The sequence below is a fragment of the Streptomyces sp. NPDC006335 genome (assembly GCF_040612795.1).
In the GTDB taxonomy this organism is placed as follows: Bacteria; Actinomycetota; Actinomycetes; order Streptomycetales; family Streptomycetaceae; genus Streptomyces.
On the sequence record NZ_JBEXQX010000005.1, the window covers coordinates 242,384 to 262,655 of the forward strand.

Below are 20,272 nucleotides of genomic sequence, written 5' to 3' on the forward strand. Positions count from 1 at the left end.
GGGCCGTGGCGGTCCGGCGGACCGGGGCGGAGCGGAAAGGGCGGTGCGACGTGCCGAGTTGGGATCGCAGGCTGACGGCGGCCGGGGTGCGGGACCGTGGACTGCGCGCGGACTACTCGGTCGCCGCCCGGGTCTTCGCCCGCAGAATCCTCGCCCATTACGCCGCCGTACGCCTGCTGGTGGCCCCGGCGCTGCACCCGCACGTGGTTGCCTCCTACGCCTTCCTCGCCCGTACCGACGACCTCGCCGACCAGGGGCCGCTGCGTGAACGCCTGCCCCGCTGGCAGGCCTGGTCGGAACAGGTCACGGCGGGGCTGGAGTCCGGGCGCGCCGACGACCCCGTCCTGCGGGCCTTCCTGCACACCGTGGCGGCGCGGCGGCTGCCCCACCACTGGGTGCGCACCTACCTCAAGGCCACCACGGAGGAGCTGCACTTCACCGGTCACGCCACCGAGGCCGACTTCCAGCGCTACGTCGACAACCTCGCCCTGCCGGCCCTGATGCTGATCGAGGACCTTCAGTACGAGGGCGGCGGCGACGCGGTCTTCCGGTCCCGTTGCCGGTCGTTCGCCGAGGGTCTGCAACGCCTGGATTTCCTGACCGACCTCACCGACGACCTGGCCGAAGGACGTCTCTACCTGCCGCAGGAGGATCTGGACCGCTTCGGCGTCACCCGCGCCGACCTCGAACGGGGCCAGGACACCCCGGCCGTCGCGGAGTTGGTGGCCGAGACCTGTCGTAGGACGCGGAAGTCGCTGGCCGACTCGCGGGCGCTGGTGGACTCCACCACCGCGGGCTTCCGGCCGTTGCAGCGTGCCCTGCAGGACCTGGCCGAGCACCAGTTGTCCCGCGTCGAGAGCACCGGCACCTCCGTCACACGGCGGGCGGTGGGTTACGGCATCCGCGTACCGCTCGCCGTACTGCTCCGCGAGAGACGCCGACTCAAGGCCGGGGTCGCGGCCGGGGGGTGAGCGGTTGCGAGAGGACCGCCCACGAGGCCGAGTCCGGGCGGTCTCCGTGGCCTGCCGGGTCGTGCCGACCGACACGACCCGGCAGGCGAAGCCGAGTTGACGAGCAAGCGGTAAAGGCGCGGTGGCCCGTCAGTGGCGCACCTTCACCTTGCTGAGCGCGGCCACCCCGAGCGCGGCCACGGCGACCTGGATCAGCCACTCGACCCAGTCGACGCCGTCGGTGTCGGCGACACCGAGGCCTGCCGCGATGCCGGTGCCGATGAAGGCGGCGACGACGCCGATCAGGATCGTCCACAGCACGCCGATGCGCTGGCGCCCCGGGATCACGAGCCGCCCGAGGACACCGATCACGATGCCGATGACAATCGCGCTGATCACGCCTGAGATCTCCATGCGGTGTCACCCCATCCGTAGTTGGTGACGCACGGGTGCCCGCCGAACGGGCGCACACTCCACAGCTTTGGCCAGGGCTTTGGGCGCGGGCGCATCCGCCAGTCACTTCTACAGTGTTGTAGATTTTATTCAGGGGTCCGACCCACGGACCCCAACCGACCGTGTGTGAAGGGGAGAAGCATGAGTGTCTCGCTGGCCAAGGGTGGCAATGTCTCGCTGAGCAAGGAGGCTCCGGGGCTGACCGCCGTCCTTGTCGGCCTGGGCTGGGACGTCCGCACCACCACCGGCGCCGACTTCGACCTCGACGCCTCCGCCCTGCTGTTGGACACCTCCGGCAAGGTCGTCTCCGATCGGCACTTCGTCTTCTACAACAACCTCACCAGCCCCGACGGTTCGGTCGAGCACACCGGTGACAACCTCACCGGAGAAGGCGAGGGCGACGACGAGAGCGTCAAGGTGAACCTCGCCGCCGTACCCGCCGAGGTCGATCGGATCGTCTTCCCGGTGTCGATCCACGACGCCGACGCGCGCGGCCAGAGTTTCGGCCAGGTGCGCAACGCCTTCATCCGTGTGGTGAACCAGGCCGGCGGCACCGAACTCGCCCGCTACGACCTGTCGGAGGACGCGTCGAGCGAGACCGCGATGGTCTTCGGCGAGCTGTACCGCAACGGCGCGGAGTGGAAGTTCCGCGCGGTGGGCCAGGGTTATGCCTCCGGCCTCGCGGGCATCGCCTCCGATTTCGGCGTCAACGTCTGATCGCCGTGCGAGAAGCCCGCGCGTACGGCACGTTCGGCCAGCACCCGGAGGACCGGGCGGATTTCGAGAGGGCGTTGCGACTGGCCCTCGATCACGACGACATCCGCCCGGCCCTCCGCCGCGACCGCACCGGAAGGACCGCGACACGTCTGGAGGTTCACGCCCGTTCGGCGGCCGAGGAGATAGCGGCCGCCGCGGACGACGAGTACCGGGCCTACCTGGCCGCGCGGGAGGCCGCGGGGGATCCGGGAGCGAGGTCTCCGGGAGGGGCGCGAGGTGCGGGATCCGCCACCGCCGACGGCACCGTGCGGGCCGCCGTCGCCGTCCTCGCGCCGCTCGTGTCGGCTGCCGCGGCGGCCGTACTCCTGCTCATCGGGTACGGGCTGCGCCTGGCCGCCCCGGACGTGGACCCGGGTGCCTCGGTGGCCACGGCCGGGTGGACGCTCGCCGTCCTCGCGGTCCTGACCGGGGGCTTCAGCCTCTGGGCGCTGGCGAGTTCGGCCCTGCGCCGGACATCCCGGGCCAACAGGGCGGAGCGGGCCCGTGAACGGTGGCGGCACGCCCTTCTGGAGCGGGGCGTGCTGCCGTACCTGCGCAACCGGCTGCTGGAGTCCGAGGGGCGGGGGGCCCTCTCCCGGGCGGCGGCCGGCGACGGGGGTGAGGGCGAACTCGCTGGTCAGTTCCGCGAGTTGCCGAACAGCAGGCGGTAGCCGATCAGCAGCACCAGGGAACCGCCGATCGCCGCGCCCCAGGTGTAGAGGTCGAAGAAGTGGTTCTCCACCGGGCGGTCGAGGAAGCGCGCGGAGAGCCAGCCGCCGACGAACGCTCCCGCGACCCCGATGAGCGTGGTGCCGATGAGGCCGCCCGGGTCGCGGCCGGGCAGCAGGATCTTGGCGATGGCTCCGGCGAGCAGACCCAGAATGATCCAGCCGATGATGCCCACGTGTAGTCCTCCAGTCGGGTCGGGCCCGGCGCAGTGAGCCGGGCCCGGCACGTCGATTGCCTGCTTGCGCAAGCTTATGGACCGGAGTTGAGGAGAAACGGCGTCAGACGATTGCTGATGACAAGTCGTCGACGTTCTTTCACACACTTATTACATTGCGCAACCAATGAAGTGAAGGCGCTCTCGTCGGCCGTGTTCCGCCCCTTACACTGAGACAGCGCACATGCGTCGACAGTGACGAGGCGGGACAGGAGGAGACCGTGGCGACACTCGCCGGTGGCTTCGAGGACCCGTCCGACGAGGTACTGACCGAGGCGGCCGCCGTGTTCGGACTCCTCGCCTCCTCCGCCCGGCTGCACATCATGTGGGCGCTGTCCCAGGGCGAGAGCGACGTCACCCGCCTCGCCGACCGGGTCGGCGGCGCACTGCCCGCCGTCAGCCAGCACCTCGCGAAACTGAAACTCGCCGGGCTGGTGCGCTCCCGTCGGGACGGCCGCCGGCAGATCTACTACGTCGACGACCCCGACATCGTGACCGTGGTCCGCGTCATGGTCGGCCAGCTGACCGCCCGTACGGTCCCGGCCGCCGCGCACAGCACCGCCTCACGCGGCTCTTAGTCCGCCCCCGGTACGAAGGTGCGTGAGAGGGGGAGAGGCATGTCCGATGCCCGCACGCCGAGGCGCCGACGCTGGATCCCCGTGGTGGTCCTCGCCCTGGGGTTGTACGTCATCGCGCGCGCGGCGAACACCTCGCAGGGCGCCTCGACTCCGCCCCCGACGGCCGCCCCCGCGTCGCCGTCGACGATCACCCCCACCCCGACGGCCGGTTCGTCCTCGCCCTCGGTCCCCGCCCCTTCCCGCTCAGAGGTGATCCCCTCGCCGTACGATCCCGCCGACTACGCCTCCCAGGTCCGCAGCCGTGCCCGGCAGACCGGCGTCAGTGCCCGGCTGCTGATGGCGATCCTCTACAACGAGGCGTACAAACCCCACGTACCGTCCCTGGAGCGGGCCTGGCAGAAGTACAAGCCGGACGCGGCCTTCGGTGTCGCCAACATGCACCGCGCCACGTTCGACGAGGTCAAGAAGGGCCGGGACTTCGCGAACCGCAGGTGGGAGGAGCTGCCCGACGACCGGGACCTCGCCATCGAGGCCGAGGCCTGGTACCTGCACGACCTGGCGGCCGACCTCCCGGCCACCTGGTCCGCCCCCTACACCGAGGACGAGCTGCTCGCCCTCGGCTACAACACGGGCGCGGACAACATGCTCGCCTTCGCGCGGGGGGTGTCCCCGGGCAGCCAGGCCCGGTCCTACCTCGACAAACTGCGTGCGAACTGGGCCAAGGCGGAACGGGCCGTGGACGAAGACTGAAGTGCCCAGGAGGTTGCCGCGCTCCGCCATGAGATCTCTCACCCGTGAAATGCGACGGGGTTCGTACTGGCCCGGCCAGGGGTTTGTTAGATTGCGCAACTACGCAACCTAGGCGGAGTTCCCGCTCGGCCTGCCCGTACACCGCCGCGCACGCCCGGCCGCCCCCTCCATGGCCCGGCCTGAGGGGCCCGACCGTTTCGTGGGAGTGGTAGATGAGCGACCGGTGGGACAGCCCGGGCGGTCAGGCCACACGCAGTCGCACCGGCCGGGTGCCGGGACAGCGGGAGGACGAGGCCGGTGGGGCACCACGGCCCGGCGGCCGGGCCGCCGCCCGGGCCGCGGCCCGTTCGCAGGGCGGCAAGCGGTCGCGTCGACGGGCCCGTCCGGTGCGGCGCGGCAGGCGGATCCTGAAGATCGTCGGGATGTGTCTGGCGCTCCTCGTCCTGGGCACCGCCGGGGTCGGCTGGTGGTTCTACCAGCACCTCAACGGCAACATCAACAGCGTCGCGCTGAACGGCAAGGGCGGTTCGGAGAAGGCCGACGCGTTCGGCCGTACCCCGATCAACATCCTGGTCATGGGCTCGGACGGCCGGACCAGCAAGGCGGACTGCAAGCTGGGCGGCGGCTGTTCCCAGACCGGCGTGCAGAGCGGGAACGGCAACGCGGACGTGCAGATGGTGGTCCACATATCCGCGGACCGCTCCAACGCCACCGTCATGAGCATCCCGCGCGACACCATGGTCGACGTCCCGGCCTGCAAGGACAGCGAGAGCGGCCAGTCCACGCCCGGCTACTACGGGCAGGTCAACAGCGCGCTGCGGTACGGCCCCGCCTGCCAGGTCGCCACCATCCACCAGCTCACCGGCATCCCCATCGACCACTTCGTCAAGCTCGACTTCTCCGGCGTGGTCAAGATGTCCGACGCCGTCGGCGGTGTCTCCGTGTGCGTCAACAACAACGTGTACGACACCTACTCGCACCTGAAGCTCTCCAGGGGCGACCACACCCTCAAGGGCGAGGCGGCCCTGGAGTTCGTCCGTTCCCGGCACGGCTTCGGGGACGGCAGCGACCTCGGCCGTACGGTCTCCCAGCACATCTTCCTCAGCGCGATGATCCGGAAGTTCAAGAGCGCGGGCACGCTCACCGACCCCACCGCGGTCTACGACCTCGCGGACGCCGCCACCAAGGCGCTCACCGTGGACGACGGGCTGGGCAGCGTCAAGAAGCTGATCGGGCTCGCGGCCGACGTGAACAAGGTCCCCACCCAGCGGATGACCTTCACCACCATGCAGACCGCCGCCGACCCCGACGACGCCAACCGGGTCGTGGTGGGCGCGGGTGCCAAGGCCCTCTTCTCCAGCATCGCCGACGACCAGCCGCTGACCACCGGCTCCGGCAAGAAGTCCCCGAAGGCCTCCGCGACGGCCTCGGCCAAGGCGGTGCCCGCCTCCGAGATCGCCGTGACCGTCGAGAACGGCACCGCGATCACCGGCCGCGCCTCCGAGATCGCGAACGCGCTCACCGGCCAGGGCTTCAGCACCGCCACGACCACCGCCAACGCGCCGAGCCCCGCCGCGACCACCACCCTGACCTACGGCACCGGCCAGAAGGCCGAGGCCCAGACGGCAGCCAAGGCGCTCGGACTGCCCGCCTCGCACCTCGACGAGGGCACCGGCACCGGCCTGACCCTGGTGATCGGCGGCGACTGGACGAGCGGCACCACCTTCCCCGGCGGCACGTCCTCGCCGGCCCCCGCCGACACCAAGGCAGCGGTCTCCAACACCCACGCGCAGACCGCCGACCAGGCCAAGAAGTGCGCCGAGGTCAGCCCCTACAAGACGGTCTCTCTCAACGGCGTCCCGATGACACCGGCCCAGGCGTACGCGGAGGCGACCGACAAGAAGGACTCCGACGAGTGAGGCGTGGATCGCGCCCGTGGTTGTACAGTTGCGCAAGCTGGCAACAATGAGCGTCGAGAAGGGACGTGCCGCATGCTGCGCAACGGACTGGAGCCCTGGCACCTGCTGATCGTGGCGATCATGATCATCCTGCTGTTCGGCTCGAAGAAGCTGCCCGAGGCCGCCCGCGGGCTCGGCAAGTCGATGCGCATCCTCAAGAGCGAGGCCAAGGCCATGAAGGAGGACGGCACCGCGCAGAGCACCGCCGCCCCCGCCGAACCCGCCCCGCAGGTCGCCCGGTCCGCGCCCGCGGAACCGACGGCGGCGCACCGGACGGCCGAGGGCAACCCGGCCCACTGAGCTCCCGGCACGCCGGGCCGGTTCGGTGAGGCGACGGCGAACACCGCGGGCCGGTACCGGTCTTCGGCCCCTGCGCTGGGAGCCTTTGGCCGCGTCGCCGTAAGCTCCCGCCCATGAGTGAGGCAGCACAGGGCCCGGGCAGACGAGTCGTCGACGGGCGCTTCGAGTTGGAGGCCCGTCTCGGCGGCGGCGGGATGGGCACGGTCTGGCGGGCCAGGGACCTGGCGCTGCACAGGATGGTCGCGGTCAAGGAGGTCCGGCCGCCCGACCGGGACCTCGCCGAGTACGACCCCGACGGCGCGCGCACGCTGCGCGAGAGGGTGCTGCGCGAGGCACGGGCCCTGGCCCGGATCGACCATCCGAACGTCGTCACCATCCACCACATCGTCGACGGCGGCGAGGGCACCTACCCGTGGATCGTCATGGAACTGGTCAGCGGCGGCTCGCTCGCCGACCGGCTCGCCCAGGGGCCGATGCCACCGGCCGAGGCGGCGCGGCTCGGCCGGGGCGTACTGGCCGCGCTGACCGCCGCGCACGACGCCGGCATCCAGCACCGGGACGTCAAGCCCGCCAACGTCCTGCTGCGGTCCGACGGGCGTCCCGTCCTCACCGACTTCGGCATCGCCGCGATCCGCGAGACCACCAGCCTCACCGCGACCGGCTCCATCATCGGCACACCCGACTTCATGGCGCCGGAACGGATCTCGGGCCACGAGGGCGGATCCGCCTCGGACCTGTGGTCGCTCGCGATGATGCTGTACACCGCCGTGGAGGGCCACCACCCGCTGCGCCGCGGCAACACCCTCGCCACCCTCGCCGCCGTCCTCAACGACGACGTGCCGCCGCCGGTGCGGGCCGGCGCCCTGGGCGACGTCCTCATGAGCGCCCTGGTCCGGGATCCGGCGGCGCGCCCGTCGTCCGCCGTGCTGGACCGGCGGCTGGCCGAGATCGAGTCGGGGGGCGGCGGGCCGGAGACGGCGTGGCACCGGTCCCCCTCGTACCCGCTGAACCCGCCGCCCGCCGCCACGACCCCCTCGTACCCGGGGGCCTACGCCCCGCCCACCGCCCCCGTCGGCGGTGCCCCCGCCGGATTCGGGCCGCCGCCCCTCCTCCCCGGTCCCGGTCAGCCGGTCACCTCGCCCGTCCGAGCGGGCGGCAGGAACCGGTCCGGGCCGGCCGTCGTGCTCGGCGTCTCGGGGGCCGCGCTCGGGGCCCTGGCGCTGACGTGGTGGCTGCTGCCCGTAGGAGGAGACTCGGGCGCCTCGGGCGCCCCGGCGGGTGTCGGTGCCTCGTCCTCCGTCAGTACGGCCCCGGAGTCGACCGGCTCCCCGACCGCCGCCCCGGCGGCCCGCCAGTCGAAGGACACGACGACCACGACCCTCCTCACTCCCGACGGCATCCGCACCGCCATCAAGGCGCTGAAGGAGGAGAGCGGCCGGGACAGGTTCGGCGCCTTCACCGTCTACGACGACTTCGCGTCGGCCGAGTTGATGGTCGACGGCAGCGACAGCAAGTACGACACCTACACCTACCGCGTGGGGCGAGGCGTCGAGAAGGCCATCATCAAGGGGACCCTGTCCGGCGGCGACCGGCCCTTCCGCCTCGACGGCTTCGACTGGGACAAGGTGCCCACACTCCTCGAAGAGGCCCGCAAGAAGCTCAACGTCGACGATCCGAAGACCCGTTACGTGCTGGTGAGAGAGCCGAACGACACCTTCGACACCCCCCTCGGTCTGGCCGTCTACCTGAGCAACGAGTACAGCCAGTCCGGCTACCTGGAGGCGACCCCCAAGGGCAAGGTGACCCGGGTCATGCCCGCGGAGGACTGAGACGCCCGCACGGCGCCACGACGGCTCCCCTCACAGGCGGATGACGACGAGAGCGGTGTCGTCGGCGTTGCCGGTCGCGGGCAGCAGCTCGGCCAGGAGGGCGTCGGCCAGATCGTCGGGGCCGGCGTGGCAGTGGCGGGTGAGCGCGTCGGCGAGACGGGCCAGGCCGGTGTCGATGTCCTCGGTGCGGCGCTCGATCAGCCCGTCGGTGTACAGGACCAGTGTGGCGCCCGCGTCGAAGGGCGAGGTGGCCTCCGGACGGACCGTGTGCTCGAGGCTGGCGCCGAGCGGCGGGTCGGTGGCCCGGTCCAGGAAGGACACCGTGCCGTCGGGGTGCAGCAGGGCGGGCGGGAGGTGGCCCGCGCTGCTGTAGGTGAGCGTGTGCTCCTCCCAGTCGATGAAGGCCGTCGCCGCCGTGGTCGACTCGGCGCCGTCCACGGAACGGGCGTACAGCCCGAGGGCCTCCAGAGCCCGGGCGGGGCCGTCGGCGACCCGGGTGGCGGCGCTCAGCGCGCTGCGCAGCTGGCCCATCACACAGGCGGCCGCCAGACCGTGGCCCACGACGTCACCGACGGCGACGGCGAGACGGTCGCCCGGCAGGTCGACGAGGTCGTACCAGTCGCCGCACACGTTGAGCGCGCCGACGGCGGGCCGGTAGCGGACGGCCGCCTGATGACCGTCCAGGGGTCTGGGGGCGGGCAGCAGCGCCTCCTGGAGGGCCAGGGCGACCTCGCGTTCACGGGCGTGGGCCTTGCGCAGGCGTTCGTTCACCTCCTGGAGTTCCCGGGCCCGGGTGTACAGCTCGGCCTCCAGCACCCGGGCCCGGCTGTCGCCGCCGGGTCCGCCGCGGGCGCGGATGAGTTCGGTGACCTCCTCCACCCGGTGCACGAGCAGTGTCACCTTCCCGTCGGTGCCGAGGACGGGGGCGTTGACCGGGCTCCAGAAGTGTTCCCGCCAGTGGCCGGGCCGCTCGGGGTCCTCGATGTCGTAGCGCAGGACCGCCATGGTGTCGCGCTCGCCCGTGGCCACCGCGCGCAGCATGGACTCCCGTGTCTCCCGCATCCCGGCCGCGGCCGAGTCGTGGGGGTTCTCGGGGAAGACGTCGAAGATGTAGCGGCCCAGGAGCTGCTCGCGGGTGCGACGGGTGAGGCGTACGAAGTCGTCGTTGACGTCGACGTACACCAGTTCGGGCGTCAGCAGCGCCACCATGCCGGGCAGGGCCCGGAACACCGCCGCGTAGTCGATCTGCGGTTTCCTCATGTGCAGCCTGCCTCGACACGAGCCATCATGATGTGATTTTCCACGATAGAGGGGATCGGGCCGCCGCCTCGACAGCTACCGTCGTCACGGGGGTGGCGAACGACCTGGTTCGGATCCGTCGTGGGCGCGGCTCCCCGGCCGATCGCCCGAGTCCCGGAAGGCCCACTCGTATGCGTTACGCAGTCCTCGGAACCGGCATCGTCGGCCGGACGATCGCCGGCAGACTCGCCTCCCTCGGCCACGACGTCGTCGTCGGCACCCGTGATCCGGCGACGACCCTCGCCCGTACCGAACCCGACGGCATGGGCAATCCGCCGTTCGCCCGGTGGCACGCCGACCACGGCCAGGTGGGTCTGGAGACCTTCGCGGCGGCCGCGGCCTTCGGTGAGACGGTCGTCAACACCACCGCCGGCGGGCAGAGCCTCGATGCCCTTCAGGCGGCGGGCGCGGCCAACCTGAGCGGCAAGGTCCTCATCGACGTCGCCAACCCGCTGGACTTCTCCACCGGCATGCCGCCGACGCTGGACCCGGTCAACACCGACAGCCTCGGCGAACGGATCCAGCGCGCCTTTCCCGAGGCCAAGGTCGTCAAGACCCTCAACACCATGAACTGCTTCGTCATGGTGGAGCCGGCCCGGGTGGCCGGGGAGCACACCGTGTTCGTCAGCGGCGACGACGCCGGCGCCAAGGAGGCCGTCACCGCGCTGCTGGGCTCCTTCGGCTGGCCCCGGGCGAGCGTCATCGACCTGGGCGACATCAGCACGGCCCGCGGCGCGGAGATGCTCCTGCCGATCTGGCTGCGTCTGTACGGCAGGTTCGGCCACGGTGACTTCAACTTCCATGTTCAGGGGCCCCGGTCCGGCGACTGAGCCCCGGTCCGCCAGGCACGAGCGGGAGGAGAGGCCATGCGTGAGCAGTCCCTCGAAGTGCGGGAGACCGTCCGCCGACGGTACGTGGCGGCGGCCGTCCAGGTCGCCGAGGGCGGCACCGCCGGTTGCGGGCCCGAGCCGGTCGAGACCGACGAGAACTTCGGCTCGACCCGGTACGGCGCGGACGAGCGCGGCACAGTGCCCGCGGAAGCCGTCGCCGCCTCACTCGGCTGCGGCAACCCGACCGCCGTGGCCGACCTGCGCGAGGGCGAACGGGTCCTCGACCTGGGGTCCGGCGGCGGTATCGACGTGCTGCTCTCCGCCCGCCGCGTCGGACCGACGGGCAAGGCGTACGGGCTGGACATGACCGAGGAGATGCTCGCCCTCGCCCTGGCCAACGCGGCGCAGGCGGGCGCCACCAACGTGGAGTTCCTCAAGGGCACCATCGAGGCGATCCCGCTGCCCGCGCACACGGTCGACGTGGTGATCTCCAACTGCGTGATCAACCTGTCGGTCGACAAGCCCGCCGTCTTCGCGGAGACCTTCCGAGTCCTCAGGCCCGGCGGCCGCATCGGGGTCTGCGACGTCGTCGCCGACGACGCCCTCACCGCCGAACAGCGGGCGGAACGCGGGAATCACGTCGGTTGCGTCGCGGGAGCCCTGTCCTTCACCGAGTACCGGGCGGGCCTGGAAGCGGCCGGCTTCACCGGGATCGAGATCGTGCCCACCCACCCGGTCGCCGACGGCCTGCACTCCGCCGTCGTCCGCGCCACCAAGCCGGCCGGGGCCGACTGACCACGACGGTGCGGCCGCGCCGGCTCACCGTTCGACGAAGAACGCGAGGTGGTCCGGCGCCGGGCGCAGCAGGCCGTCGCGGACGGCGAGGGTCGTGGCCTGCGCCCGGGAGGCGGCGCCCGTCTTGCGGAGCAGGTGCTCGATGTGGCTGTGCACCGTCCGCGGGGAGAGGAACAGGGCCTGCGCGATGGCCTGATTGGTCTGCCCTGTCGCCGCCCGGGTGAGCACCTCCAGCTCCCGTGGACTGAGCCCGTACGGCAGTTCGGTGGGCACCTCGTGCACCAGCACCGCGTCCGCCGGGAGGGCCGCGTCCGGCCGGTGACGGTGGAGGGTGACGCGGTGCCAGACGCCGTCGACCGGCCACAGGAGCCGCAACCGGTGGCCGTTCGTGTCGGCGAAGGCACGGAGCAGGCCGCGGAACTCCGCGTCCCCCGGTGTCCGGGCGCGCTCGCGGCCCGGCAGCCCGATCGTCGTGTCGGCGGTCACGAGGCAGGCGGCGCCCTGTTCGGGCAGACCGTGCGCGTCAGCGGCGCGCGCCACGGGGTCGGCCAACGCCCCGAGCGCGGGGATGACGGAGGCGAGCAGGTGGCGCGCCTCGATGTCGTAGGCGCCGGCGCTCTCCGTGCTGAGGTGGACCAGGCCGACGAGCCGGTCGCGGTGCCGCAGCGCTCCGGTGATCCCGTCCCGGAAACCGGCCGGGCGGACCCGCTCGGCGTAGAACCAGCCCTGACGGAACCGGGGGCCGAGCTCCTCCGGATCCTCGGCGTCCTCGGAGATCGACGGCGGCAGTTCCCGCCCCACGACATTGCGATACCACGGCGTCGTGACGAACTCGGCGGCCAGGGCGTCGGAGGTCGCGGCGGTGTAGCCGATACCCGCGACCTGGACGTGGGCTCCGCTCAGCGGGTCGATCGCGAGCAGGGTCGCGGCGTCCAGCGGCAGAGCACGGGCGAGCTCACGCAGCGCCTGGTCACAGGCGGAAGCGGTGTCACGCTCACGGGTGAGCATGCCGATACGGGCGGCCGCCGCGATCTGGTGATGGCTGAGCATACGAGCCTCCGGGGAGCGGCTCGGGGGACGAGGTCGTTTGGGGCCCAACGATATGCGGCCCACGATAGGGATCGGGGCGGCTCGGGGCAAGACGTGCGGTGCCTGGATGCCGGGCAGGGCGCGCACCGCTTTCGGGGTCGTCGGCCCTTCCCTCTCGCCGTCGTCGGCCTCTCCCTCTCGGCAGGTCGGTATTTGTACGGATGGTGGAGTGGCCAGGCCCGGCGCTTTCCTGTTCGGCACAGTCGGACGCCCGCCGGGAGCGGGCCCGCCCCTCGGAGAGCCCCGCCATGACGACACGCCGGTCCGCCACGACCCCCACGGCCTCACGCAGACAGTTCCTCGCCTACTCCGGTGCCGCCGTCGCGGCCACCGCGCTCACCGCGGCCGGCTGCTCGGCGCCGGCCGCGTCGACCTCGGCCGGCCCCTCCGGCACGAGATCGGCGGGCGCCCGCCCGACGAAGATCGGCCTGGACTACCCGTTCACCCAGCTCCCGCTGTACACCACGCTCGTCAAGCTCTCCACCACCGCGGCGAAGAAGCACGGCGTCTCCCTGCTGACCACCAACGACGGGGCGAACGCGGACACCCAGGCCACCAACCTCACCACCTGGGTGGCCCGCAAGGTGCCCGCGATCGTGTCGTTCCCCATGGTCTTCGAAGCCACCGAGGCGACCGCCAAGGCGGCCCTCGACGCGGGACTGATCTGGGTGACGTACGGCGGCACCCTGGAGCACCAGAGCGCCGACATCCAGTTCAGCTTCCGCAAGAGCGGCACCCTGATCGGGGAGGCGGCGGCCAAGTGGGCCGAGGAAGCGCTCGGCGGTAAGGGCAAAGTCGCCTTCCTCACCGACAACACCATCGAACTGGGCCGCGAGCGCACCAAGGGCATGATCGACGCGTTCACCGAGCTCGCGCCCGGCGTGGACGTCGTCGCCCAGGAGCAGGCCATCGACCCCGACACCGGACTCGCCAAGGCCCACGCGATCCTCGCCAAACACCCGGACCTCAACATCGTCCTCGGCGTCACCGACGCCGCCGCGTACGGCGGGTTCAAGGCGCTCCAGCAGGCGGGCCGGAAGAAGGACGACGCGAAGACCTTCGTCGGCGGCCAGGACGGCGCCGTGCCCTCCCTGCTCGCCATCAGACAGGGCACCTTCTACCGGGCCTCGGCCGCCCTGGCCCCGGACGACATCGCGAACGCCGTCGTCGACGTGCCGCTCGCGGTCGCCGCCGGCAAGGCCGATCCCAGCGCGCAGGTGCCGATCTCCCTGGTCGGCCCGGACGACACCGCGGCGATCGACGCCCTGCTCGCCCAGAACTCCTGAGAGGCCGCCATGACACCGGTGAACCTGCGCATCCGCGGACTGAGCAAGTCCTTCGGCGGGGTGCGGGCCCTGGACGGCGTGGACCTGACCGTGCCGATGGGCCAGGTCCACGCCCTGCTCGGCCACAACGGCGCCGGCAAGTCCACCCTCATCAAGTGCCTGGGCGGCGCCTTCCCCCCGGACGCGGGCACGATCGAGGTCGGCGGGACGTCGTACACCCGGCTGAGCCCGCGCGAATCCATCGACGCCGGCGTGGCGATCATCTTCCAGACGCTGAGCGTGGTCGACGCGCTCACCGTGACGGAGAACATCTTCCTGGGCCAGGAGTGGACGCGGTACGGCCGTATCGACCGGCGCGCGCAGGAGGAGGTCGCCGCGGGACTGCTGAAACGGGTCGCGGCCTCCTGCTCCCCACGCGACCGGGTGGGTGAACTACCCATGGGACAACGGCAGTTGGTGGAGATCGCCAAGGCGCTCAGCCGCAGCGCCGCCGTCCTCGTCCTGGACGAGCCGACCGCGGCCCTGTCCACCGCGGAGAGCGACGCGCTGGCCGAACGCGTCGAGGACCTGCGCACCCAGGGGCTCGCCATCGTCTACGTCACCCACCTGTTGTCGGAGGTCGAGCGGCTCGCGGACGCGGTGACCGTGCTGCGGGACGGCCGGGTCGCCCACCATTCGGTGGGGGAGGGACGGACACGGCGGCAGTTGGTCGAGGCGATCGCGGGCCGGCCCGCACGGGAGACCCCGCAGCGGCCACGCCGGTCCGCACGTCCCCCCGGCCCGCCCCGGTTCACCGTCGACGCTCTGCACGGCCCCGGCTTCGGCCCGGTGAGCCTCACCGTCGGAGCGGGCGAACGCGTCGGCCTGTTCGGGCTCATCGGCTCCGGGCGCACCCGGATCCTGGAGAGCCTCTACGGCGCACGCCGTGCCGTCGGCGGAACGGTCCGGGTCGGCGATCGCACCGTCCACCCGGCCCGGCCCGCCGACGCGCTCGCCGCCGGAATCGCGCTCGTGCCGGCCGACCGGCGCCGTCAGGGGCTCTTCCCGGTGCTCGGCGCGCAGGACAACGTGCTGCTGCCGTCCGTACGACCCCTCGCCCGGGCCGGGATCCGCGCACTGGCCGCCGAACGCCGGGTGTTCGGGGCGCTCGCCGACGCGGTGGGCCTGCGACCGGCCGGGCCCCGATGGCCCGCCGCCGCGTTCTCGGGCGGCAACCAGCAGAAACTCGTCCTCGGCCGGTGGACCAACGAAGCCCGGCACACGGACGTCCTGCTGCTGGACGAGCCCACCCAGGGTGTCGACGTGGGCGCCCGCCAGGAGATCTACGAGGTGGTGTCCGCCCTGGCGGCCGACCGGGGTACGGCCGTGCTGTTCGCGTCGAGCGACCCCGAGGAGGTCGTCGCCCTCGCGGACCGCTGCCTGATCGTCGCCGAGGGCCGGATCGTCGCGGAGCTGTCCGGCGCCGAACTCACCGAGGAGGCCCTGCTGTCGGCGATCCACGACCCGGGAACGGACCGGGACGCCGAGCCCGACGAGGCGGCCCCGGTCCCGGACACCCACCCACGTACCGACCCCGCCCCCGCCGAAGGAGCAGCATGACCACCGCCGACTCCGTCCTCACCCGCCCCCGACTGCTGGCCTCGGGTGGGCTCACCACCCTGCGGCGGCAGCCGCTGATCCTCGTGCTCGCGGGGATGGTCCTGGTCTTCCAGCTCTCCACGGGCAGTTTCCTCGACCCGGGGAACCTGCGCGGCATCGCCACCGACGCCGCCACCCTGGCCATCGTGGCGGTGCCGTCGGCGCTGCTGGTCATCAGCGGATACCTCGACCTGTCGGTGGGCTCCACCCTCGCCCTCGGCGGACTGGTCGGGGGATGGCTCGCCGGACAGGGGCAGTCGCCCGTCGTCGCCGTCCTGGGCGCGCTGGCCGCCGGCGCGGCGGTGGGCGCGGTGAACGGCCTCCTGTGCTGCTACTTCGGCCTGTCGGCGTTCATCGTCACACTGGGCATGCTGACCGCCGTCCGAGGGCTGGCCCAGCAGCTCTTCCCGTTGCCGCTGAGCGGTTTCGGCACCGGCTTCGCCTGGCTGGGCGGGGCGCGGATCGCGGGCGTCGCCGCACCGGTCGCCGTCGCCGCGCTCGTCCTGGTGGCCGGCGCGCTGTTCCTCGCCCTCACTCCCGCCGGGCGGCACGTCTTCGCCATCGGCGTCAACCGGGAGGCCGCCCACCTGTCCGGAATCGACGTCCGCCGCACTCCCTTCGTCCTGTTCGTGATCACGGGCGTCGCGGCGGCCCTGGCCGGTGCGATCAAGGCGTCGGTGCTGGACAGCGTGGTCGCCGGGACCTCGGGGAGCGGGTTCGAACTGGCCGTGCTCACCGCCGTACTGGTGGGCGGGGTCGCGCTCACCGGAGGCACCGGCTCGATTCTCGGAGTGCTGCTCGGCGTGCTGTTCCTGGGCTGCCTCCAGAACGGCCTGACACTGCTGGACGTGCCCACCTTCTGGCAGCAGATGGCCCAGGGAACCGCCCTGGTGGCGGGCGCGGCACTGGCGTACTTCGCGCCTCGCGGCGCCCGTTGAACCTCCCCGATCCCGATCCCGATCCTCGGTCCCCGATCTCCGTCCGGCTCCGATATTCGACTCCGATTCCGAAAGAGGCCCCCATGCGCGGATCCGCGCCCACGCTCGTCCTGACCGGTGGTCAGATCCTCACAGTCGACCGTGACTTCACCGTCACCGAGGGGGTCGCTGTACGAGGTGGGGACATCGTCGCCACAGGTACCGACGCCGAGATGCGCGCCCTCGTCGGACCCGGCACCCGGGTCGTCGAACTCGGCGGCCGGACCGTCCTGCCCGGCCTCAACGACTCGCATCTGCACGGCGCCGCCTACGGCATGACCAAGCCGCCCTTCGCCATCGACGTCGGACACCCCGCCGTGGCCTCGATCGCCGGCATCGCTGCCGCCGTGCAAGGGGCGGCGAAGGCGGCCCGCCCGGGGGAGTGGATCATCGGCCTGGGCTGGGACCCGGGCTACCTCGCCGAATGCCTGGCCGACCCACGCCGCTTTCCGCACCGCCGCGACCTGGACGCGGTCGCCCCGCACCACCCGGTGTGCCTCACGGACTTCTCCTCGCACATGGTGTGGGCCAACAGCGAGGCCCTGCGCCGCTGCGGCATCGACGCGGGCAGCGCACCCCCGCCCGGCGGCGTCATCGACCGCGACGCCGACGGAGCACCGACCGGCATCCTGCGAGAGGCCGCCCAGGGGCTCCTCCAGGGCACGCTGCCCGCCCCGACGATCACCCAGCGCCGCCAGGCCATCCAGGGCGTGGTCCGCGAACTGCACACGCGTGGCATCACCAGCTACACCGAGCCCGGCCTCGGCCCCGGCGGTACCGGCACCCTCTTCGGCGGCCTGAGCACCGACAACTGGACCGCGTACGCCGACCTCGCCGCAGCAGGCGAACTCCACGCGCGGGTCAGCGTGTTGCTGCTGCCCGCCCCCATGGGCGGATCCGCCGACGACGTGCGCAAGGGCCTCGACGAACTGCGCCGCCCCGCCTCGGCGGACCCGCGCCGACTGAACGCCATCGGCGTCAAGATCTTCGCCGACGGCGTGCCGCCCAACCGTACGGCCTGGATGAACGAGCCCTACCCGGAGGGCGGCCACGGCGCCCTGTGCGTGCACGGCGACACGCCCGCGCTCCAGGTGGAGGAGCTGCGCGAGATGATCGCCGTCGCGCACCGGGCCGGGTTCCAGCTCGGTGTGCACGTCACGGGGGACCGGGCCATCGACACGGTGGTGGAGGCCTTCGCCGCCGCGAACGCCGCCGCACCCCGCGCGGACGCCCGGCACTACGTCATCCACGGCGACTTCATCGGCGCCGGCAGCCTGGCGAAGCTGGCCGCGCACGGCTACGGCGTCAACATGAACCCGGCCATCAAGTGGACCATCTCCGACCTGATGGACGAGGTCGTCGGCCCGGAACGCTCCGCCTACCAGTGGCCGGTACGGACCGCGCTGGAGGCCGGAGTCCGGGTGTGCGCGAGCTCCGACGCCCCGATCACCGAGCCGGACTGGCGGCAGGGCGTCGCCGCGATGATGCTGCGTGAGTCCAAGGCCAGCGGCCGCACGAGCGGCCCCGAGCAGCGCGTGACGCTCGCCGAGGCCCTGCGCGCCTACACCGCCACCCCGGCATGGCAGGACTTCGCCGAGGACTGGAAGGGCACCGTCGAGCCCGGCAAGGCGGCCGACCTGTGCGTCCTGGACCGCCCGCTCCTCGACCTCGACCCGCACGAGATCACCGACGTCCAGGTCGACCTCACGGTCTTCGACGGCGCCGTCGTCCACGAACGCTGACGCCGAACTCGTAGAGAAGGAGCCAGAATTGGCCCCCGCCAACACCACACCCCGCATGCTGCTCGTCCTCAGTGAGAACTGGACCCTCACCGGCGGCCGCGCCGACCTGCCGACGGCCGTGCGCTGGGCCCGCGAGGCCGAGGACGCCGGCTTCGACGCGGTCATGGTCAGCGAACACGTCGTCCTCGGCCCCGACGCGGCCGCCGCCGGCATCATGGGCAACCCCCGCGACTACGCGCTGCCCGGCAACCAGGACCCCTTCACCCCCTGGCCCCACTCCCTGCTCCTGCTCGCCGCCATCGCCTCGGTCACCTCACGGCTGCGCCTCGCCGCCGCGGCCGTCCTCGCACCGCTGCGACACCCCCTGCTGCTCGCCCGGGAACTCGGCACGCTCGACCTGATCAGCGAGGGCCGGCTGGTCGTCCAGCCCACGGTGAGCTGGAGCAGGGACGAGTACGACGCGCTGGGCGTGCCGTTCGGCCGCCGCGGGCGGCTCCTCGACGAGCACCTGCGGGTCTGGGCCAAGGCCTGGGGACCGTCGCCGATCTCCCACGAGAGCGAGCACTACCCCTTCCGGGACGTGTACTTCGAGCCCAAGGCCTACCGCCCCGAGGGTCCGAGGCTGTGGTTCGGCGGGCAACGGCTGCACGGCCCCGTCCTGCGCCGCCTCGTCGAGCACGGCCACGGCTTCCATCCCCTCGGCCGCCCGGCCCCGGAGGACCTGCGCGCGCTGACGGAGGCGATGGCCGCGGCCGGACGGGACCCCGGAGACCTGGAGATGATCGGCGGCACCTCCGCCGTCTTCCCCGACGACCGCTCCCCGGCCGACCTCGGCGCGGCCCTGGCCTCGATACCGGAGCAGCTGGAGCAGGGCTTCACCACGTTCTGCGTCAAACCGAACCAGTTCGTCGACGACCCGGACGGTGTCGGAGCGTTCTGCCGCGAGGTGATGCGGCGCGTGGACGGAGCGGCGGCCCACTGAGGGCCGGGCGGCTCGCGGGGACAGACACCGCGCCGACCCGAGGGGGAGCGCCCCCGTTCCCTCAACCTGCGGTCGAACGCACCGAATCCCGGATCACGAGCTGCGTGCTCAGCACCACGTGACTGTCGGACGGGAACCCCACCTCGCGTTCCAGAGCGAGGCGTACGGCGGTCCGGCCCAGTTCCTCGTACGGGACCCGGACCGTCGTCAGGGCCGGGGTCAGGTCGGCGGCGAACGGGACGTCGTCGAAGCCGACCACGGACACCTCGCGCGGGACGCTCAGGCCGGCCTCGCGCAGGGCGGCCAGCGCGCCGAGAGCCACCACGTCGGAGCCCGCGAACACCGCCGTGAACCCGACCCCCGTGCGCAGCGCCTCCCGGGTGCGCAGGTAACCCGACGTGCGGGTGTAGTCCCCGCTCGTGTCCAACTCCTCGGCGAACGGAGCGCCGTGGGCGCGCAGCGCGTCCCGGTAGCCGAGGCGCCGTTCCTCCGCGCTGCTGAAGCCCGGCACACCGCCGAGGAACAGGACCCGCCGGTGGCCCGCGGCGAGCAGGTGCGCGGTGGCCTGGAAGGCGCCGCCGCGGTTGTCGTAGTCCACGACGGTGACCGGCACACCCGCGGGCAGGGGCGGCCGGCCGCACAGCACCAGCCGGGACCCCGCGGAGTCCAGCGCCTCGGCGTAGCCCGCCATGCGGCGGTGATACGCGTCGTCCACCACGGTCCCGCCGACGAGGACCACCGCCGCCGCGTGCTGTTCCCGCATGAGCTGGACCAGGTCGTCCTCCCGCTGGGTGTCCCCCTTCGTCGAGCAGACCAGGCTGAGGCGGCCCCGCCTGCCGGCCTCCTCCTCCACGCCCGCCGCCACATGGGCGAGGGAGGGGCCGGTGATGTCGCGCAGGACGAGGGCGACGGGCCCGGCGACCCGGCCGGAGAGCGCCTTGGCGTGGACGTTCACGACGTAGTGCAGCGACTCCACGGCCGCCATGACCCGCTCCCTGGTCTCCGCGGAGACCGGGTAGTTGCCCGCCAGCGTCCGGGAAACGGTTGCTACGGACACCCCCGCCTTCGCGGCGACATCGCGGATCGTGCTGGGCCTCTCGGCCGGCCCCCTCTTCCG

Annotated in this window: 20 protein-coding genes; 15 read left to right on the plus strand and 5 right to left on the minus strand. The window is 72.4% G+C overall.

Annotation, left to right across the window (positions count from 1 at the left end; all coding sequences use genetic code 11):
- The first annotated feature begins 50 nt into the window (after window positions 1–50).
- Window positions 51–971, plus strand: coding sequence for a squalene/phytoene synthase family protein (locus ABZ098_RS17300; RefSeq protein ID WP_356591849.1), 921 nt, complete (start codon window positions 51–53; stop codon window positions 969–971).
- 129 nt (window positions 972–1,100) lie between these two features.
- Here the strand turns inward: ABZ098_RS17300 and ABZ098_RS17305 are convergent, their stop codons facing one another.
- The gene (locus tag ABZ098_RS17305) at window positions 1,101–1,364 is read right to left on the minus strand and encodes a GlsB/YeaQ/YmgE family stress response membrane protein (protein WP_356591851.1); all 264 of its coding nucleotides are present in this window, start codon (window positions 1,362–1,364) and stop codon (window positions 1,101–1,103) included.
- Window positions 1,365–1,544: 180 nt separating this feature from the next.
- Between ABZ098_RS17305 and ABZ098_RS17310 the strand changes: the two genes are divergently transcribed.
- On the plus strand, window positions 1,545–2,120 hold the full coding sequence (locus ABZ098_RS17310; protein WP_356591853.1) for a TerD family protein: 576 nt from the start codon (window positions 1,545–1,547) through the stop codon (window positions 2,118–2,120).
- Window positions 2,121–2,125: 5 nt separating this feature from the next.
- Window positions 2,126–2,830, plus strand: coding sequence for a hypothetical protein (locus tag ABZ098_RS17315; RefSeq protein WP_356591855.1), 705 nt, complete (start codon window positions 2,126–2,128; stop codon window positions 2,828–2,830).
- On the opposite strand, the gene ABZ098_RS17320 is transcribed toward ABZ098_RS17315, so the two are convergent.
- Window positions 2,797–3,063: a GlsB/YeaQ/YmgE family stress response membrane protein gene (locus tag ABZ098_RS17320; RefSeq protein WP_356591857.1), complete on the minus strand. Its 267-nt coding sequence runs from the start codon at window positions 3,061–3,063 to the stop codon at window positions 2,797–2,799. The genes ABZ098_RS17315 and ABZ098_RS17320 overlap by 34 nt on opposite strands.
- Window positions 3,064–3,323: 260 nt before the next feature.
- On the opposite strand from ABZ098_RS17320, the gene ABZ098_RS17325 reads away from it, so the two are divergent.
- The 5 genes from ABZ098_RS17325 (at window position 3,324) to ABZ098_RS17345 (ending at window position 8,517) form a co-directional block, all read left to right on the plus strand.
- Entirely contained in the window at window positions 3,324–3,680 is a 357-nt protein-coding gene (locus tag ABZ098_RS17325) for a metalloregulator ArsR/SmtB family transcription factor (protein WP_356591859.1), read from the plus strand.
- A 39-nt stretch (window positions 3,681–3,719) separates the two neighbouring features.
- Window positions 3,720–4,430, plus strand: coding sequence for a lytic transglycosylase domain-containing protein (locus ABZ098_RS17330; RefSeq protein WP_356591861.1), 711 nt, complete (start codon window positions 3,720–3,722; stop codon window positions 4,428–4,430).
- 212 nt (window positions 4,431–4,642) lie between these two features.
- Window positions 4,643–6,349, plus strand: coding sequence for an LCP family protein (locus ABZ098_RS17335; protein ID WP_356591863.1), 1,707 nt, complete (start codon window positions 4,643–4,645; stop codon window positions 6,347–6,349).
- Window positions 6,350–6,421: 72 nt separating this feature from the next.
- Window positions 6,422–6,688 carry a Sec-independent protein translocase subunit TatA gene (tatA, locus tag ABZ098_RS17340; RefSeq protein ID WP_356591865.1) on the plus strand — a complete coding sequence of 89 codons (267 nt, stop codon included), beginning with the start codon at window positions 6,422–6,424 and terminating at the stop codon, window positions 6,686–6,688.
- A gap of 113 nt (window positions 6,689–6,801) precedes the next feature.
- Window positions 6,802–8,517, plus strand: coding sequence for a protein kinase (locus tag ABZ098_RS17345; protein ID WP_356591867.1), 1,716 nt, complete (start codon window positions 6,802–6,804; stop codon window positions 8,515–8,517).
- 30 nt (window positions 8,518–8,547) lie between these two features.
- On the opposite strand, the gene ABZ098_RS17350 is transcribed toward ABZ098_RS17345, so the two are convergent.
- Complete coding sequence (locus ABZ098_RS17350) at window positions 8,548–9,777, minus strand: SpoIIE family protein phosphatase (RefSeq protein WP_356591869.1); 1,230 nt, start codon at window positions 9,775–9,777, stop codon at window positions 8,548–8,550.
- Window positions 9,778–9,947: 170 nt separating this feature from the next.
- Between ABZ098_RS17350 and ABZ098_RS17355 the strand changes: the two genes are divergently transcribed.
- Both ABZ098_RS17355 and arsM read left to right on the plus strand, forming a co-directional pair.
- Window positions 9,948–10,646, plus strand: a complete 699-nt coding sequence (locus tag ABZ098_RS17355) for an NAD(P)-binding domain-containing protein (protein ID WP_356591871.1) — start codon at window positions 9,948–9,950, stop codon at window positions 10,644–10,646.
- Window positions 10,647–10,682: 36 nt separating this feature from the next.
- The gene (gene arsM / locus ABZ098_RS17360; RefSeq protein WP_356591873.1) at window positions 10,683–11,441 is read left to right on the plus strand and encodes an arsenite methyltransferase; all 759 of its coding nucleotides are present in this window, start codon (window positions 10,683–10,685) and stop codon (window positions 11,439–11,441) included.
- A gap of 24 nt (window positions 11,442–11,465) precedes the next feature.
- Here the strand turns inward: arsM and ABZ098_RS17365 are convergent, their stop codons facing one another.
- A complete protein-coding gene (locus ABZ098_RS17365; RefSeq protein ID WP_356591875.1) occupies window positions 11,466–12,491 on the minus strand; it encodes a LuxR C-terminal-related transcriptional regulator in 1,026 nt (341 codons plus the stop codon).
- Window positions 12,492–12,778: 287 nt separating this feature from the next.
- Here ABZ098_RS17365 and ABZ098_RS17370 point away from each other — a divergent pair, with 287 nt between their 5' ends.
- The 5 genes from ABZ098_RS17370 (at window position 12,779) to ABZ098_RS17390 (ending at window position 19,155) form a co-directional block, all read left to right on the plus strand.
- Complete coding sequence (locus ABZ098_RS17370) at window positions 12,779–13,816, plus strand: substrate-binding domain-containing protein (RefSeq protein ID WP_356591877.1); 1,038 nt, start codon at window positions 12,779–12,781, stop codon at window positions 13,814–13,816.
- 9 nt (window positions 13,817–13,825) lie between these two features.
- A complete protein-coding gene (locus tag ABZ098_RS17375) occupies window positions 13,826–15,415 on the plus strand; it encodes a sugar ABC transporter ATP-binding protein (RefSeq protein ID WP_356591879.1) in 1,590 nt (529 codons plus the stop codon).
- On the plus strand, window positions 15,412–16,392 hold the full coding sequence (locus ABZ098_RS17380; protein WP_356591881.1) for an ABC transporter permease: 981 nt from the start codon (window positions 15,412–15,414) through the stop codon (window positions 16,390–16,392). Before ABZ098_RS17375 ends, ABZ098_RS17380 begins: the two co-directional genes overlap by 4 nt.
- Before the next feature lie 83 nt (window positions 16,393–16,475).
- Window positions 16,476–18,173, plus strand: coding sequence for an amidohydrolase (locus ABZ098_RS17385; protein WP_356591883.1), 1,698 nt, complete (start codon window positions 16,476–16,478; stop codon window positions 18,171–18,173).
- A gap of 55 nt (window positions 18,174–18,228) precedes the next feature.
- Window positions 18,229–19,155, plus strand: a complete 927-nt coding sequence (locus ABZ098_RS17390; RefSeq protein ID WP_356592331.1) for a TIGR03619 family F420-dependent LLM class oxidoreductase — start codon at window positions 18,229–18,231, stop codon at window positions 19,153–19,155.
- 61 nt (window positions 19,156–19,216) lie between these two features.
- Here the strand turns inward: ABZ098_RS17390 and ABZ098_RS17395 are convergent, their stop codons facing one another.
- A complete protein-coding gene (locus ABZ098_RS17395; protein WP_356592333.1) occupies window positions 19,217–20,239 on the minus strand; it encodes a LacI family DNA-binding transcriptional regulator in 1,023 nt (340 codons plus the stop codon).
- Window positions 20,240–20,272: the final 33 nt, after the last annotated feature.